This is a genomic window from Chryseobacterium sp. CS3K3.1 (assembly GCF_059515165.1).
Genome location: NZ_JCAKRV010000019.1, coordinates 68,994 through 85,088, shown reverse-complemented (window position 1 = coordinate 85,088; position 16,095 = coordinate 68,994). Strand labels below are relative to the sequence as shown.

The 16,095-nt window shown below is 37.6% G+C and carries 18 protein-coding genes; 5 read left to right on the top strand and 13 right to left on the bottom strand.

Annotated features, from left to right (window positions below):
- Positions 1–39 precede the first annotated feature (39 nt).
- Genes traN through AC5YGI_RS17155 form a run of 9 tightly spaced genes read right to left on the bottom strand, consistent with a single transcriptional unit; the run spans position 40 to position 7,983 of the window.
- Positions 40–939, bottom strand: a complete 900-nt coding sequence (gene traN, locus AC5YGI_RS17195; protein ID WP_330746805.1) for a conjugative transposon protein TraN — start codon at positions 937–939, stop codon at positions 40–42.
- A gap of 17 nt (positions 940–956) precedes the next feature.
- Positions 957–2,261, bottom strand: a complete 1,305-nt coding sequence (gene traM / locus AC5YGI_RS17190) for a conjugative transposon protein TraM (RefSeq protein ID WP_227942500.1) — start codon at positions 2,259–2,261, stop codon at positions 957–959.
- Positions 2,242–2,529 carry a hypothetical protein gene (locus AC5YGI_RS17185; protein WP_227942499.1) on the bottom strand — a complete coding sequence of 96 codons (288 nt, stop codon included), beginning with the start codon at positions 2,527–2,529 and terminating at the stop codon, positions 2,242–2,244. The genes traM and AC5YGI_RS17185 overlap by 20 nt, the downstream gene beginning before the upstream one ends.
- A gap of 10 nt (positions 2,530–2,539) precedes the next feature.
- Positions 2,540–3,163 carry a conjugative transposon protein TraK gene (gene traK / locus AC5YGI_RS17180; protein ID WP_227942498.1) on the bottom strand — a complete coding sequence of 208 codons (624 nt, stop codon included), beginning with the start codon at positions 3,161–3,163 and terminating at the stop codon, positions 2,540–2,542.
- 15 nt (positions 3,164–3,178) lie between these two features.
- Positions 3,179–4,171, bottom strand: a complete 993-nt coding sequence (traJ, locus tag AC5YGI_RS17175; RefSeq protein WP_330746804.1) for a conjugative transposon protein TraJ — start codon at positions 4,169–4,171, stop codon at positions 3,179–3,181.
- A 1-nt stretch (position 4,172) separates the two neighbouring features.
- Positions 4,173–4,805: a DUF4141 domain-containing protein gene (locus tag AC5YGI_RS17170; RefSeq protein WP_227942496.1), complete on the bottom strand. Its 633-nt coding sequence runs from the start codon at positions 4,803–4,805 to the stop codon at positions 4,173–4,175.
- Positions 4,806–4,826: 21 nt separating this feature from the next.
- Entirely contained in the window at positions 4,827–7,337 is a 2,511-nt protein-coding gene (locus AC5YGI_RS17165) for a TraG family conjugative transposon ATPase (RefSeq protein ID WP_227942495.1), read from the bottom strand.
- Positions 7,334–7,666, bottom strand: a complete 333-nt coding sequence (locus tag AC5YGI_RS17160) for a DUF4133 domain-containing protein (protein ID WP_227942565.1) — start codon at positions 7,664–7,666, stop codon at positions 7,334–7,336. Before AC5YGI_RS17160 ends, AC5YGI_RS17165 begins: the two co-directional genes overlap by 4 nt.
- A gap of 11 nt (positions 7,667–7,677) precedes the next feature.
- A complete protein-coding gene (locus AC5YGI_RS17155; RefSeq protein ID WP_227942494.1) occupies positions 7,678–7,983 on the bottom strand; it encodes a DUF4134 domain-containing protein in 306 nt (101 codons plus the stop codon).
- Positions 7,984–8,148: 165 nt separating this feature from the next.
- On the opposite strand from AC5YGI_RS17155, the gene AC5YGI_RS17150 reads away from it, so the two are divergent.
- The gene (locus tag AC5YGI_RS17150) at positions 8,149–8,364 is read left to right on the top strand and encodes a DUF4238 domain-containing protein (RefSeq protein WP_429813956.1); all 216 of its coding nucleotides are present in this window, start codon (positions 8,149–8,151) and stop codon (positions 8,362–8,364) included.
- The gene (locus tag AC5YGI_RS17145) at positions 8,349–8,534 is read left to right on the top strand and encodes a hypothetical protein (protein WP_330746803.1); all 186 of its coding nucleotides are present in this window, start codon (positions 8,349–8,351) and stop codon (positions 8,532–8,534) included. The genes AC5YGI_RS17150 and AC5YGI_RS17145 overlap by 16 nt, the downstream gene beginning before the upstream one ends.
- Positions 8,535–8,651: 117 nt before the next feature.
- On the opposite strand, the gene AC5YGI_RS17140 is transcribed toward AC5YGI_RS17145, so the two are convergent.
- The 3 genes from AC5YGI_RS17140 to AC5YGI_RS17130 are packed head-to-tail and all read right to left on the bottom strand — an operon-like array spanning position 8,652 to position 10,463.
- Positions 8,652–9,284 (bottom strand): conjugal transfer protein TraD, encoded by a 633-nt coding sequence (locus AC5YGI_RS17140; protein ID WP_227942492.1) that lies wholly within the window; start codon positions 9,282–9,284, stop codon positions 8,652–8,654.
- A 2-nt stretch (positions 9,285–9,286) separates the two neighbouring features.
- A complete protein-coding gene (locus AC5YGI_RS17135; protein ID WP_227942491.1) occupies positions 9,287–9,685 on the bottom strand; it encodes a DUF3408 domain-containing protein in 399 nt (132 codons plus the stop codon).
- 10 nt (positions 9,686–9,695) lie between these two features.
- Positions 9,696–10,463 (bottom strand): ParA family protein, encoded by a 768-nt coding sequence (locus AC5YGI_RS17130; RefSeq protein WP_330746802.1) that lies wholly within the window; start codon positions 10,461–10,463, stop codon positions 9,696–9,698.
- Between the two features lie 607 nt (positions 10,464–11,070).
- Here AC5YGI_RS17130 and mobA point away from each other — a divergent pair.
- On the top strand, positions 11,071–11,502 hold the full coding sequence (gene mobA / locus AC5YGI_RS17125; protein ID WP_330746801.1) for a conjugal transfer protein MobA: 432 nt from the start codon (positions 11,071–11,073) through the stop codon (positions 11,500–11,502).
- Between the two features lie 7 nt (positions 11,503–11,509).
- The gene (mobB, locus tag AC5YGI_RS17120) at positions 11,510–12,793 is read left to right on the top strand and encodes a conjugal transfer protein MobB (RefSeq protein ID WP_330746800.1); all 1,284 of its coding nucleotides are present in this window, start codon (positions 11,510–11,512) and stop codon (positions 12,791–12,793) included.
- A gap of 18 nt (positions 12,794–12,811) precedes the next feature.
- Here mobB and AC5YGI_RS17115 read toward each other — a convergent pair whose 3' ends face one another.
- Positions 12,812–13,819, bottom strand: coding sequence for a PDDEXK nuclease domain-containing protein (locus tag AC5YGI_RS17115; RefSeq protein WP_227942488.1), 1,008 nt, complete (start codon positions 13,817–13,819; stop codon positions 12,812–12,814).
- A gap of 179 nt (positions 13,820–13,998) precedes the next feature.
- Between AC5YGI_RS17115 and mobC the strand changes: the two genes are divergently transcribed.
- Positions 13,999–15,996, top strand: coding sequence for a conjugal transfer protein MobC (gene mobC, locus AC5YGI_RS17110; RefSeq protein WP_330747665.1), 1,998 nt, complete (start codon positions 13,999–14,001; stop codon positions 15,994–15,996).
- Positions 15,997–16,095: the final 99 nt, after the last annotated feature.

Below are 16,095 nucleotides of genomic sequence, written 5' to 3'. Positions count from 1 at the left end.
AGATTTTCCTTTGGTCGAAGATGTCTTTTCGCTGTAAATTTATATTGTACGATTGGGAGCATATTTGATAATTTTTGCCCTGACCAGATCTCTGTTTTTTACCTTTAACTGCTGATGACGGCCACCGTTTTTTTCAAATATTTCAATGCTGAGTGCCTGATCTTTCAGCAATGTAAATTGGTCGAAAAGATAAACACTTATAGCAGTGGAGTGGCTTTCTACATTTGTTACTGGAGAATATATCCGTACAGGACACATCACTTTTTCCTGAACAGCAGTCCGTTTGAGGTTTTTTTTATCCGTTATTTTAAAATGGATAAAATCGATATCATAATTGATATTTCGGCTGTTCTTGATCTGAAGAACAAAATAGAACTTGCCCCTGAATGTATTCAACGATTTCAATGAGAAATACACACCATCATTCTTTGCATGAATATGTCTGGTGCCGCGTTTCGTACTTTTTTGCAGTGTTTTCATTATATGATCTGTAAGAGCGGATGAATCCCCTTGGAGTTCCTCAAACAGAACCTCAGGATCGCTCTCTTTTTCAGTCTCCATAAGTAATTTAGAAAGATCATAGCTGAGTATATCAGGATAAGGATCATATACAACATCAAAACTGTAAAACCTGCCATCTTTTGTGACCACTGAAAAATTGGTTTCTGTCTCGAAATCTTTTATTGCTGCTTTAATCCTTAAAATATTTCCTAGATCTTCTGTTTTGCCTGCTGTAAGATAATCACTACCCAAATCAACATATCGTATTGGCGAAGGAAATATGAGATGGGTTGTTTTATCATAAGTGACCTGCATTTTGTATGGATTCAGCCGTGCCTTATGGAGCGGGCTATCTCCTGCACGGCTCTGCGCCTTAACAGTATTTATCAGAATAAACGAAAAAATTATTAAGAGCTTTATATGATGTATTATTCTCATGATGGTATAATTATATGTTATTTACTTTTTGGAACTAAGAAAACATGATGTCCTGTCTTTACAGTTACTTTTTGATTCCTGACCTTTTTCTGAAAATATCCCGCTATTCCCTGAATAACCCCTTTGGACATATCGGCAACAACCTGTTGTCCTGCAGACTGCGTCATCATAATGCTTGTTCCTGAATTCTGGCCCATGTTGGCGGCCATTTCACTGAGGGCACTTTGTTCGGAAGAGTAGGGAATATGTAGTCCTGGCAGTCCGTCATTATCGTGGATATCAATGTCAACAGGCTCAATCATGCCTCCATACTCTATGGCAGAGATATGAAGCTGCAATCTTTCGCCCTGAAATCTGCACTTGGCTTTCAGAAAAGTTCCAGAAGGGATTTTTATGTGTCCAAGCAAAATAGACTCCAGGATCCTTACTGAAATAACACTTTCAGAGGTGACTGTTTTTGTTTCTGGAATGACAGCGCGGATACTGTTTCTGGGTTGTGATTCCTGGAACTGTTGATCCTGAATTCCTGTAAATCTTTGAGCATAAATACTGCTAAGGGTGATGCTGTCTGATGTACTGCGGTATAAACTTGAAACAATAGGATGAATGACAGGCTTTGCAATGGTGATCATGGTTTTAGCAGAAGCTGATCCTTCTTTTATTTCGCCTTTATTTTCTGAAACCTCCTGTTTAGAAGTTGGAAAATATTTGGCCGCCATCTGGTAAGATTTTTCCATGAGCTCCAGCTGGTTATTGATACTTGTGCTGGCCGGTATTGATTCCCGCTCTGTAACCTCTGTTCGTAACCGATGGATTTCTTTTTTAAGGTGCTCCACTTCCTGATCATCCCTGCTGTAAAATGAGCCTAAGACTTGCCGGGTATTCTGATAACTGCCCATCGAATTCCGGGCGGATAAGACAGATTCAGATTTATCTTGTAAAGACATCGGATCCGAGGGTAATGTTTCTGAAGAAGAATCCGTCCAATAGTCTGATAAGGTTGTGAGGGCATTTTTTTTCTCTTCATTTTGCTGTTCAAGCAACTGCTGTTCATACGCTTTTTGCTTATCAGACTGCAACTGGCCGTCAGATGCCTGCGGAATAACTGAATTGAAACCTGCCTTTTCTGCGTTATCATTCTCTTTTTCCGGTTTAAAGACTAAGAACAGGAAACTCGCACATGCAATAACCATTAGTAGATAAATGAATGGTTTTTTCAACTGCTCAATCATGAGCTTTCGGTTTTCAAATCCGTATTCGGAACTATTGCTTTGGTTGCCTTCCCTGACTCTGATACTGCTGTTATTTTGGGCTTTCATCATGATTGTTTTGTGGGGAATTATAGATTGAATTGCCTGCCTGCTGTTTGATTTTGAGATCTGCTGGTGCAGTAGTGATATGCCTGATGAGCGGTATATCAGTACTGCCAGTTCCTTTTGCCCATATCCGAATGATAACAAGTATGGTCAAAAGTGTATATCCTGTAAAAAATAGTTTTGTCAGTACGCGCTGCTTTTTTATAGGAATTGCTTTCCACTGGCTTTCCGTTTTTTCTATCCACCGGTCAATTCGTAGGGTTAATTTCTTCATGTTTGTTCATTTATCGGTTAACGGTTTCGAGATCTTTATTTTCAAGTACATTGAATTTTTCAATTGTAAATCCCTGTGGATTACTGTCAGATCGTACTGAATTAACAAGGAAGCAGTTGGTGATCAGGTTTCGGATCGTAAGGTTACTGGATCGGATGATAAACTGCCTGCCATAAGTTTTTACTGAATATGGATAGCTGCTGAAATTCGCAGCGATACTGTCAATTTCAATTCTCTGCTGTATATTTCCACTGATTATCCGGTTATAATATCCTTTTTCAGAAAGATCTTTGTAGTAGTTGAATGCGGACTGATCAGCCAGATTAAATGCCCTTTTCACATTGCTTTCAATCGCATTTTTATCGGGGGCAATCGTAAAAAACAGTTCATGAAACCGCCTTACGTGCTCCCTTGCTTCTACGGGTCTGTTAATGGACATATCCTGGGACAGTGCAACCATAAGTGATTTGCCATTATCCAGGACATATATTTTTTGCCTCTGTTCTTCGGCAAAGCTATATGACTGATAGACAACAATACCAACCACCCCAAAGCATAGCAGAGCGAAAATGAAGGTGAATAACCTGATCTGCTTAAAGCTGTTTTCTATATTTCTTAAGGTTTTAAATTCCATGATTTGATGATTTTGTTATTTAAGAAGCCTTCCTGATATATTACCAGCTGCAGAACCCGCCGCCGCACCGGCAATATTTCCTGACTTTTGTGCCATCTGGGTAACATTCCGCATAAAGTTTCCCGCTCCGCCCGCTTGAATGATCCAGCCTGTAACGGTAGGTACAGTGAAATAGCCAATGATTCCAATGATCATATAGATAATGTACACCGTATTGGAAGTATCTGGAATAAAGTTGGGATCTGCCAGCATTTCAATATCCCTTTCTATAATAAGGGATTGAATCTTTGCCAGGATAGCACTGAACATATCAGCCACCGGTAACCATAGGTATACACTGATGTATCTGGTCAGCCATTGGGTAAGCGTAGATTGAAAACCATCCCAAACCGATATGGCAAATGCAATAGGACCAAGAATCGAAAGTACTATGAGAAAGAAAGTTCTGATTGTATCAATCACCAAGGCCGCTGCCTGAAAGAGTATTTCCAGAAATTCTCTGAAACCGTCTCTGATATCTTTTTTAATGGCAAACATTTCTCTTTCAATATACATTCCCGACATTGTCACCAAATCAGAAGGTGACCATCCCAGTTCTTCCAATTTTTTGTCAAATTCTTCATCAGAAATGAGATAAGCCATTTCAGGATTTCGAAGCATAGCCTCCCTTTCCAGCAGATCTTTTTTCTGCTGGAGTTCATTAAGATCTAATACCTGACCCTCCAGCATGGAGTGGCTGCCCTGAACGACCGGACTTAATACTCCGTTGATGCTGCCTAAGACAATTGTTGAAAAGAACATAATGCAGATTCCGATGGCAAATGGTCTGAGCATAGGAAACAGATCAATCGGTTCGGCACGACTTAATGCCTGCCAAACCTTTACGGCCACATAGAATAATGCTCCCAGCCCTGCAACTCCTTTTGCAACTGCTGCCATGTCAGCACACATCGGCATCATCTCTTCATACACGGAACGAAGCACCTCATGTAAATTAGTAGGTTCCATCTTACCAGTATTTTTGATTAACGGTACCATACAGGTTTAGAACTCTCTGCGTATTGTTCTGCTTTTTAGCTCTCAGATAACTGACAGAGATATTCTTATTGGTGTAATATCTTACCAGATTGTGATAATCTTTCACCTCTTTATATACTCTGTCAATAATTTCCATTCTTTCCTTATCATTCAATGATAGATTGGTAGAGGTGACAATCTGTTTTAGTTCTTTAAGCAGTTCAGTGCTTTCGTTCAATAGTGTTGAGTAACCGTTAGCGATAGCGGTTAACTCCTGAGCATTGAAATTGGGATCATTCAGCATCTTTCCGAAATTATTGACATACATTTCGGAAACATCACCCACCAATAAAACAGTCTGCTGAACTTTACGGGCATCTTTTACTAAATTGTTTACTGCTTTCAGTTTGTCATAATATTCCTTACCCTGCTCATAAACCTTTTTAACTTCATTGAAGTTCTTAACTACATTCGAAACAGTCGATGAGGTCTGTACAATTTCATTGGCGGAGTTGAGTATTCCTGAAGCCAGATTAGCCGGATCCGTAACCACAAATTGTGCTTTTGCAAATGATGTTATAGCTAATACAATAACCATAACTGTTGTAATGATTGAATTTTTCATTGTTGTAAAATTTTAAATGATTTAAGTTTCTTTTGTATTCGATTTGATTCTCTTAAGAGAAATCCTCTTGATGGCATGCTCTAAATTGCCATCAAGTTCAGAAGCCAATTGCATGACTTCCATTTTCTCCGTTTCTTCTGTGGTATAGGCCAGATATTCTTCTGTGGAAACTTCCGTGGCATATACAGCAGAGTGCGTTCCTCCTAATCCGATCCAGACTTCTTTATACAGTCTTTTCGGATCATTATTCATATTGATGGAAAGAACCTGTGCTTTTTCTTTGTCTGTCAGACCCAGCATAGACTGAATATCATCAAACTTGTTCATGTATTTCCGCTGATCCAAAAGGATCTTACAGTCTGAATTGTTGATGATGCTTTCCTTAACAATGGGAGAATGAATGATGTCATCCACCTCTTGTGTAACGACAATGGCTTCTCCAAAGAATTTTCTTACAGTTTTGAAGAGGTATTTGATGTACTCAGCCATTCCTTCTTTAGCAATTGCCTTCCAGGCTTCTTCAATCAGGATCAGTTTTCTGATTCCTTTCAGTCTTCGCATTTTGTTAATGAAAACTTCCATGATGATAATGGTTACAATGGGAAAAAGGATTTTATGATCCTTGATCGCATCAATTTCAAAAACGATAAATCGCTTAGAAAGAAGATCTAATTGCTTTTCTGAATTCAATAAGTAATCATATTCTCCGCCTTTATAATAAGGCTCTAAAACATTCAGAAAGTTGGCAATATCAAAGTCTTTTTCCCTGACTTTTTTTTGCTCTAATACTTTTTGATAATCATTTTTTACATACTCGTAAAAGCCATTAAATGAAGGGAACTGCTCATTATTTTTGATTCGATCAATATAGCCGCTGAATGCATTGGATAAAGCAACTTCTTCGGAGCGGGTTGGCGGTTCATCATCTCTTTTCCATAGTGTGAGAATAAGTGTTTTGATGCTTTCCCGTTTTTCTATATCAAAAACTCCATCATCAGTATAGAATGGATTGAAAGCAATCGGATTGTCTTCTGTATAAGTAAAGTAAACTCCATCTTCACCCTTTGTTTTACCTTTGATCAGTTCGCATAACCCCTGATAGGAATTTCCGGTGTCGACCAACAGAACATGGGCTCCCTGCTCATAATACTGCCTCACCATATGGTTGGTAAAAAAAGACTTCCCACTCCCCGAAGGTCCCAAAATGAACTTGTTTCGATTGGTAATGATTCCCTGTTTCATCGGAAGATCTGAAATATCCAGATGGATAGGTTTTCCCGTCAATCGGTCTGCCATCTTTATCCCAAAAGGTGAAGGGGAATCCTGATAATTGGTTTCTTCAGTGAAAAAACATAAGGCAGGTTCTATAAACGTGTAGAAACTTTCTTCACTCGGAAAATCTCCTGCATTCCCGGGAATTCCTGCCCAGTACAATGTTGCAGTATCTGTTGTGTTATGACGGGGTTTACATTCCATCAGTGCCAAGGCACTTCCGGTATCATTTTTTAGCTGTTTAAGCTCAGCAGGATTATCAGACCAACACATAATATTGAAATGGGCACGTATAGACTGTAGTCCGAAAGAATGCGCTTCATTGAGATACTTTTCAATCCATTCCTTGTTAATCTGATTGGCTCTGCTGTATCTTGCCAACGAATGCATATTTCTCGCAGACTTTTCAAATTTGTTTAGGTTTTCATCACTGTTATCAATAAACAGATATTGATTGTAGATGTGATTACAGCTGAGTAGCAGTCCAACCGGAGATGCAAATGAGAGCAAGCAGTCACTTCTGTCGGTGCTTAACTTTTCGTATCTGCTGTGCGAAGAAACTGTACCCGGAAGATCATCCGTATCCGAAAGAGTGTGCATGCTGATGCGGTTGTTACCGATACGCAATTCTTCTGCTCCTAAGTTGAGGTCTTGGAGAGATGGATTAATTTCTCTGGACAGAGTCAGATACTGTTCTAACAATCCCGATTGTTTTGCTGTTCCCGTAATTTCATCAGCGGTCATTTTTTCAAGGAAAACATATCCACTGTCATTCATAATCCTTTCAAACTGATCAACCGCTTCCATGAATCTGCTGATCACTTCTTTATCCCTGATCTCTTTTGGAATCAAAACTCCTTTACAAAGTGACGAGAAATTACTCTGTGTTCTCATCCTTTCCTTTGTAGTTTTGTTAAGAAACAGATAGCAATAATGATTCAGGAAAGGTCTTTCGTTAAAGTGCCTTTCAAAAGACTTGGACAGAAAATTTTGATCGTCATTAGATAAATCAGGACGGTAATTTTCCTTGATAAACCAATCCTGTTTGTGAACGATGCTGTAATCAGGTAATGTCTTTATGGCTTTAAACCAAGCCGAATGGATAGCTTCATACTCAGCTGACGCTACCGTAAACAGTTCCGGAAGACTTACCTTGAAACAAACCGTAACATCAGCATCTTTTGAAATAATGCAGTTCTCTTCTACACCTAGCAGTGGAAATCTGCTTTCCAGCGTTGTCGCTTTGGATTGATTTCTCATGCTACAGCTTTTTTAGAGTGTATCTTGATATACCTGAAAATGGATTTTCGGCTGATGATGTACCTTGGATGCTTCTTTTTTGCTCCCAATTTCATTAATCCATGTTCTCCATACTTTCTGTTGAGAGAAAAGGTCTTCCAAATGAGAAGACCAGAAATAGTTCCTCCAAGAAGTAAGCAGATATAGGTATTGACACCAGCCATATACATGATCATGATAAATACAAGTATTCCCAATAATCCTCCTGCAAAAATGAACAGGTACTGTGCTTTCAATCCTTTGAACTCTACCGTTCTTCCGATTCCTTTGTTGATATGATAGGTATTCATCATCAATGATTTTAAAGGAAGAATGAACGTAGGATGGTAGCTGCAACAATTAAGAAGATACACGCTCCAAACCAGCTGGCAGCAGTTTTACTGGTATCAGGGTCACCACTGCTGAATTTGTTGTAAACCTTGACCCCTCCAATTAAGCCTACTACCGCACCAATGGCATAAATCAGTTTCGTTGCAGGGTCAAAATAGGAAGTAACCATTTGAGTTGCTTCAGTGATTCCTGCAGAACCATTTCCCTGGGCATTCATACTCAATCCGATTAACAGAAGCAATGCTGTTAAGACGATTTTTTTTCTTTGTCTTTTCATAATGAATAGATTTTATGATGATGAAAACCCGTGCTTTACGGGTTCTGAGACAAAGGTGTTTGGTATGGGGTTGCCACCTGGGAATTTGGTGTTTTCAGGAATTGTTTGGCTCTATAATGCTTTATAAAGAATATTTTGATTACTTTCAAAAAATAGTACTTAACCATGAAAGAACAATCAAAGAGACATCACTACATACCCAAATTCCTGAATAAGAATTTTAGTGATGAAAACAATATGTTGTGGGTATATAACAAAGAATCCAAAAGAATTATCAGTAAGATGCAAAGTCCTAAAGCTATTTTCTTTGAAGATGGCAGGAATCTTTTTGATATAAATGGGAATATGGGGATAATATCGAAAGGATGTATGAAGAAGTAGATACTTTACTGTCTAAAACTTTAACAAAAATTTTAAAAAGTCAGCAGATGAGCGGTAGAGAACTTACATGGATGATTTATTTGGCTAATTTAACAAAGTGGAGAGTTCCAAAAGTTGATGATATTGCTAAAAATCTTGTTAAAGATATTCCTATAGAACAATTGGGTTAGCGATACGTCCAACTGACCCAGATCAGAAAATAATGGCAGAAAAAGGTGATCTTCATTTTTTACAAAAAGCTGTTTTTGATCAAATAGTTTAGTGCTTTATAAAGAAAATAGGGAACTTCAAATGAATTTCCCTATTTCAAAATCATTGAGATCGCTTTTCCGCATATCGGAAGAACCGGATATTCCTTCATTGTTAAAAGAATTATCTAATAGTAATGCTATTTTATGGGAATCATTTTCCATAGAATTCTCAAGTAAGGTATATAATTCGGTTCCATAAGTTTTTTGAACGATCGCTGCTGCTGTTTCCTTTTGAGATAAGGTAAAACTATTTTGTTTCACAAACATCTCCACAGAGCTCAGTTCTTCAAAGGTAATCCCTTGGGCTAAACTGTTATCCTCACCGATTATTCTATACTTTTTCCATTCTTCTTCCTCTTCAATAAAATCAGGTTCATTATTAAAACCATATTCCGGCTCTTCCTGCGGATTTAATAGACTGATATTTTCGCTGATATCATATTCTATGTCTAAATTAGAGGGATCAAAACCAAGTTCATTTTCTTGTCTTTCAGAGGAAGTCATTGTCATAGAATGGAGTGAAGTTTTTGCTTCACCCATAATATTGAGTTGCTTTTTATTATTTGCTTGGTCTTCAGTTTTGTGACAATGGGATTGTTTTCGGATAATTTTGTCATGGAGTAATAGCAGAATTATGATCAGAAGACAAATAATGATGAGAGTCTCCATAGTTATAAAATGGGTTTAAAGTGATTGTTAAAATACTCCGTAATCTCGTTTCCATATTCCAGAAAATGCTGTTCAAGAATATTGTCAATATAGGAATAGAGAGTTGTCCTTTCTTCTCTGGAAAGCTGTACAATCCGCAATAATATTTCATGATACTCGGGGCGTATGTAGACCACTTTACCATTCCTTCCTGAAGGAAAGCGATTGGTTAAAAAGGTCTTTTCATAGTTCAGTTTTTTAAAAGAATTGGTTTTTGCTTTTTCTTTGGACTTTTGAACAGCTGGTTTGGTTGTATGATTTTGTTCGTCAAGAGCCGTTTGTTCACCACTGATGACCTGCATTAAATACTCTTCATCAACAGTAGCCTTTTCTAAATCGTTGTTCTCATTGTTTGTAGCCATCTTTTGGGTTTTATAGATTTGTGATTCTTAGAAACTCTTCAATAAACAGATCCATTCTTGTCACTTTTAAAAGCGGATAGTCTGCTGGTAACAGTGTTGATCTGAAAATACTGTTTCCGATATGGTCGGATTCCTTACGAAATCGTTTACTGTCCATGATTCGCGTATCCATTATATTCATCTGAAGAGTCGCAATCGCTTTTTCGTAGATTTCGTATAACCCGGTCTTTTCCCGACCATCAATCTGATTCCAGAATAGCCATAACGCTTGTTGCGAAAAATCATGCTCACCGGAAGGAAGCGCCATAAAAGCTTTGGTAAATCCTAACGTACTTTCTACAACCAAACGGTCAGCAGTCATGGGAGCAAAAATAAAATCCATTGATTTCAAGGTCGTCAGCACCCCTTTGGTATTGGCGGTACCAGGCAGATCATAAAAGATAATATCCGGAACTATGGTAGTTTGTTTAATATATCGGGTAGCTTCTTCTATTGCATTTTCTGCCTTACAGCGTGTAATCGGATATGCTTTCTTATTGATCAGTTGGAATTGTTTCATAACAGCTTTCTTATGGTACTCGTTCACCATAATTGCTTTTTTATCACGTTCCCTCATATTGCTTAGGCTGTATTGTGGAAAATCACAATCCATGACTAAAACATTGTATCCCAATCGGTAATGTAATACGCCGGCAAGTAATATGGTAATCGTCGATTTTCCAACACCTCCTTTTTGAGTGGAGAAACTTACTTTTAAAGTTTTTTTTGTTGCTTTCATGATGCATGTATTTAATGTTGTTTTATAATGTTGAATGGTAAGAATCTGTATAAGTTGATTTATATGTAGGGGTACTCCTGTATTATCTTAAAAATCTAAAGATGTATACATTTACATCTTTTTTACAGGGCATATCTGCAACTGCTTTGTTGAGAGAATACCTTTTTTTGAATATCTGTAACTGCTTTTTTGCTTTTGCGCTTTTATAGTTTTAAAACTTTACATTTTTATGATTTGCCCGTTTCATCATCAACTTTATGTGTTGCTGTAAAGGAAAGAGTTTTCAAAACCAGTGCTGATCTTCAGGTGATACCTGGTGTTATTTGGCAGTTATTGGAAGGGGGGATTATTGTAGATATCCGGTTGTTTCTGTTTACCTTATTGTATACAATTTTAAGAAGAGTTGGTGTTTATTACAACATCTGAAAGATGTTGATCGCTTGTTACAATATTTTTTGTGATATGGTAAATAGGGTGTTCGCCTGAACACGGCAAGTTGTGTTTTGAGTGCCTCATAACTGTTTTTTGTGCCTCAAAACAACTTGCCCTGCCGGGAGCTTTGAAACACTCTCCGAAGTCGAGGTTTATAAACTTTAAATGGATATCTATGAATGATCAGAAAAATAATAAGAGAAGTAAAGGTGGGCGAAAACCAAAGATAAACCCTTGTAATCACCGTTATGTTTTTCGGCTGGATGATGAAGATAATAGCAAATTTCTGTCTTTATTTGAAGCCTCTGGAATAGATAATAAAGCTAAATTTATAACTTCTGTATTGTTTTCAAAAGAAATAAAAACAGTAAAAATTGATAAAGGTACTGTTGATTTTTACATGAGGCTGACTTCCTTTTATTCCCAGTTCAGAGCAGTGGGCGTGAATTACAATCAGGTAGTTAAGTTATTATATACTCATTTTACCGAAAAAAAAGCTGCGGCATTTCTATATCAATTGGAGAGACACACTGCTGAACTTTCAGCTTTGTGCCGGAAAATTATCGAATTGGCTAATGAATTTACTAACCGGAATATAGAAAAATGATGGTTCAATGATTGCAAAAATTGGCAGAAGCAGTAATTTATATGGTGCCTTAGCCTATAATCATCATAAGGTGGAAAAGGGACATGGACAAATTTTGTTGATGAATAAAATGGTGGAATCCACAGATGGGAAATATACTATACCCCAACTCATGAGATCTTTCGATCCTTATCTGGCTGCCAATCAAAAGACGGAAAAACATACTTTACATATATCGCTCAATCCCGATCCGAATGATAAGGTCAGCGATAAGAATTTTGTGAAGATGGCAGAAGAGTATATGAATGGAATGGGGTACGGTGAACAGCCTTACATGGTTTTTAAACACACTGATATCGACCGTACCCATATTCATATTGTGTCTGTATGTGTTGATGAAAATGGCAGGAAAATATCAGATCGATTTGAGAAAAGACGGTCGATGAATATGTGCAGACAACTCGAAAATACCTATAATTTATGGCCAGCTGCAGAAGGGCAGAAGGTGAAAAATAACATGGTTTTCAAACCGGTTGATTATCAGACTGGAAATATTAAACATCAGATCGCCTCCGTGATCAGGAATATAGCTGATGTGTATTCCTTTAAAACACTTGGAGAGTACAATGCGCTGCTTTCACTTTTCAATATAGCAGTTGAAAAAATTGATGGCGAATTGCATGGAAAACCACAGCGGGGGTTGGTGTATTTTGCATTGGATACAAACAAACATAAAATTGGAAACCCATTGAAAGCTTCAAGCATTGGAAAAGCTGCACTCTTACCTGCACTGGAATCTCATTTTTTAAAAAGTAAAGAATCTATTCTTCAATCGAATAAAACTGAAATAAAGGGCTGGATTGATAATGCCCTCAAAGTGAGTCATCATGAAAAAGATTTTGTGGAGAAATTAAAGTCTGTGGGTGTTAATACGGTAATCCGCAGAAATGAAGCCGGACGTATGTATGGAATCACGTTTATCGATCATAACACCCAAACAGTATGGAATGGTTCAAATTTGGGAAAAGGATACTCCGCTGCTGTTTTTAATGATTTATGGAAGAATCAGGAGCATTTAAATAAATCCTCTGATGCAAAGCAGACAGAAGCTGAATCACTCCCAACAAATCAATTTTTACCCCTTCAACTTCATCCCCTATTTGGATTCTTAAATGATGACAATCACGATTTACATGACTTTGAATCAATGGACTCATTTCCCGGATTGTTGCCAACAGTGCAGGGAGAAGACGATGAAGAACAGTTTTTTTCACAGCAAATGCGAAAGTGGAAAAAGAAAAGAAAAAGATAGTCTAATGATTTCTTACCCTTAGCCTTCTTTTTGCATAATTGCCTGTACTTTTTGCTGTAATTCCTTTTTATCAGGTAAATACAACTGGTATTTGGAAACAAATATTTTATTAGAAATACCACCTGTTGCATATTCCACCAATACTTCATCTTTTTCCGCAGAAAGGATAATGCCTATAGGCTCATTATCATCCACAACATTTTCTTCAGATTTAAAGTAGTTCAGATATAAATTCATTTGTCCTATATCATTGTGCTCAACCTGTTTTATTTTTAAATCAATCAGCACAAAACATTTTAAGATACGGTGGTAGAATACAAGATCAATATAAAAATGCCTGTTACGAAGTGATATCTTATACTGTCTTCCGACAAATGTAAAACCCTTTCCCAGTTCTAAAAGAAACATCTGCAGATTGTCAATAATCTTCTGTTCCAATGCTTTTTCGGTAACACGATGACTTTGAGGTAATTTGAGAAAGTCCAAGACATACGGATCTTTTATAGCCTCTGTGGAATCGGTTACGATATGACCTTTTTCCGCCAGTTGCAGTACGCCCTTTTTATCTTTGCTCAATGCCAGTCTTTCAAAAAGGGAAGAGTTGATCTGCCTTTCCAGTTCACGGTAGCCCCAATTTTCCAGTACTGCCTGTTTTTCATAGAACTTCCTTGCCGTATCATCAGAGATGCCCAGCAAAGTAACCAGATGAGTCCAGCTTAATTTGGCAGGCACTGCCTGCCATTTTTGATAGGTCAGATAAAATCTGCGCATATCTAAAATATTACGCCTGCCAAATCCTTTGCCGTAACGCTGCCTCAGATCTTTGGAAAGTGTTGCCAGTAAGTTACTTCCGTATTCTGCACGTTCCTCACCATGCTGCTCGTATTCCACGATATGCCTGCCAATTTCCCAGTTGGCTTTCACCAGTTCAGTATTAACTGCCTTGACCGCATTTTGTCTTGCAACCTCAATAGCGGATCCGATACTGTCCAGTAATTCAGTGTATTTTGATTGTACAGGTTTCATTGATATTTTGTTATAAGACAAATGTAAAAAATTCCCTGGTCAACAACTGCTATGATTCATGAGAAAATAAATTTCGGTACTGTGCCAAATGCTTCCTTATAATGCCTGACACTGCCAGTGTAGAAAGCAGACTTCTGTTACCCGATAAATTCATCATCCTAACTCTAAAAATAAATGATATGCAGGGTGAAGATGATCTACGGGGCTTAGCTAAAATTATGGCTTTTATGCGTACCGTCAGTATTTTAATGGTACTGATGCATTATTACTGGTATTGTTATCCATTTTTTCATGAAAAAGGATGGACATTGGAAGTTATCAACAGAATACTGCTGAATTTCCAAAGAACGGCAGGGTTGTTCTCTCACTGTCTCTATACAAAAGTTTTTAGCATTGTATTACTCTCTCTAAGCTGCCTGGGAACAAAAGGAGTAAAAGACGAGAAGATAACCTGGCCTCGGATTATCGGCTTCATGGCAGTAGGAACGGTGTTGTTTTTCTTGAATACTATTTTGCTGAGATGGGGCGGGGCAGGCATTCTTTTATATATGCTTTCAATGTCAGTAGGATATATCCTCCTAATGGTATCAGGGGTATGGATGAGCCGTTTGTTAAAACATAACCTGATGGATGATGTATTCAATAATGAGAATGAAAGTTTTATGCAGGAAACCCAACTGATGGAAAATGAATATTCTGTTAACCTTCCCACTAAATTCTATTATAAAGGAAAATGGAATCAAGGCTGGATTAATATTGTTAACCCATTCAGGGCAACCATTGTCCTGGGGACACCAGGTTCAGGGAAATCATACGCCATTGTTAATAATTATATCAAACAGCAGATTGAGAAGGGGTTCTCCATGTACATCTATGATTTTAAGTTTGATGATCTTTCAACAATTGCTTATAATCATGTATTGAAACATCAGGATAAATACAAAGTAAAACCGAAATTTTATGTCATTAATTTTGATGATCCCCGAAGAAGCCATCGGTGCAATCCTTTAAATCCTGACTTTATGACGGATATTTCAGATGCCTATGAAGCAGCTTACACCATCATGCTCAATTTAAACAGAACCTGGATTCAAAAGCAAGGAGACTTCTTCGTGGAATCTCCCATTATTCTTTTAGCTGCTATTATCTGGTTCCTGAAAATATATGAAAATGGTAAATACTGCACTTTTCCGCATGCCATTGAACTACTCAATAAAAAATACTCTGATGTTTTCACAATATTAACTTCTTATACTGATCTTGAGAATTATCTTTCCCCTTTCATGGACGCGTGGCAAGGTGGCGCACAGGACCAGCTTCAGGGGCAGATTGCCTCTGCTAAGATTCCTTTATCACGAATGATATCTCCTCAGTTATATTGGGTCATGACCGGAGATGATTTTTCATTAGATATCAACAATCCGAAAGAACCGAAAATATTATGTGTAGGGAATAACCCGGATCGGCAGAATATCTATTCAGCAGCACTGGGTTTGTACAATTCCAGAATCGTAAAACTCATCAATAAAAAAGGACAACTAAAGAGTTCAGTGATTATTGATGAATTGCCTACGATTTATTTCCGGGGATTGGATAATCTGATTGCAACCGCAAGAAGTAATAAAGTAGCTGTCTGCTTAGGATTTCAGGATTTTTCTCAGCTGACCAGAGATTACGGAGACAAAGAAAGTAAAGTGATTCAGAATACAGTAGGCAATATATTCAGCGGACAGGTAGTCGGAGATACCGCAAAAAATCTTTCAGAGCGTTTTGGAAAGATTTTGCAGAAAAGGCAAAGCATAACCATCAACAGAAATGATAAATCTACTTCCATATCTACCCAGCTAGACAGCTTGATACCGGCTTCCAAAATCTCAACATTAAGCCAGGGAATGTTTGTAGGAGCTGTATCTGATAATTTTGATGAAAGAATTGAACAGAAAATGTTTCATGCAGAAATCGTAGTGGATAATGAGAAAGTAGCTGAAGAAACTAAATTTTATCAGCGGATACCAGAGATTTTATCATTTGTAAATGATAGTGGAGAAGACCGGTTCACATCAATTATTGAAGAGAACTATAAAAAAGTGAAGCTTGATATGGTAGAGATCATTGAAAATGAAATGAAGCGTATTAAAGCCGATCCTGAGTTACAGCATTTAATACCCAAAAAATAAAGTAAAAATCCCCGGAGACCGGGGATAAAAAACTAATAACCATGAAAACTCAAATTAAACATGAGAATCGGGTGCAAATTTAAAACAAATGATTCTCTT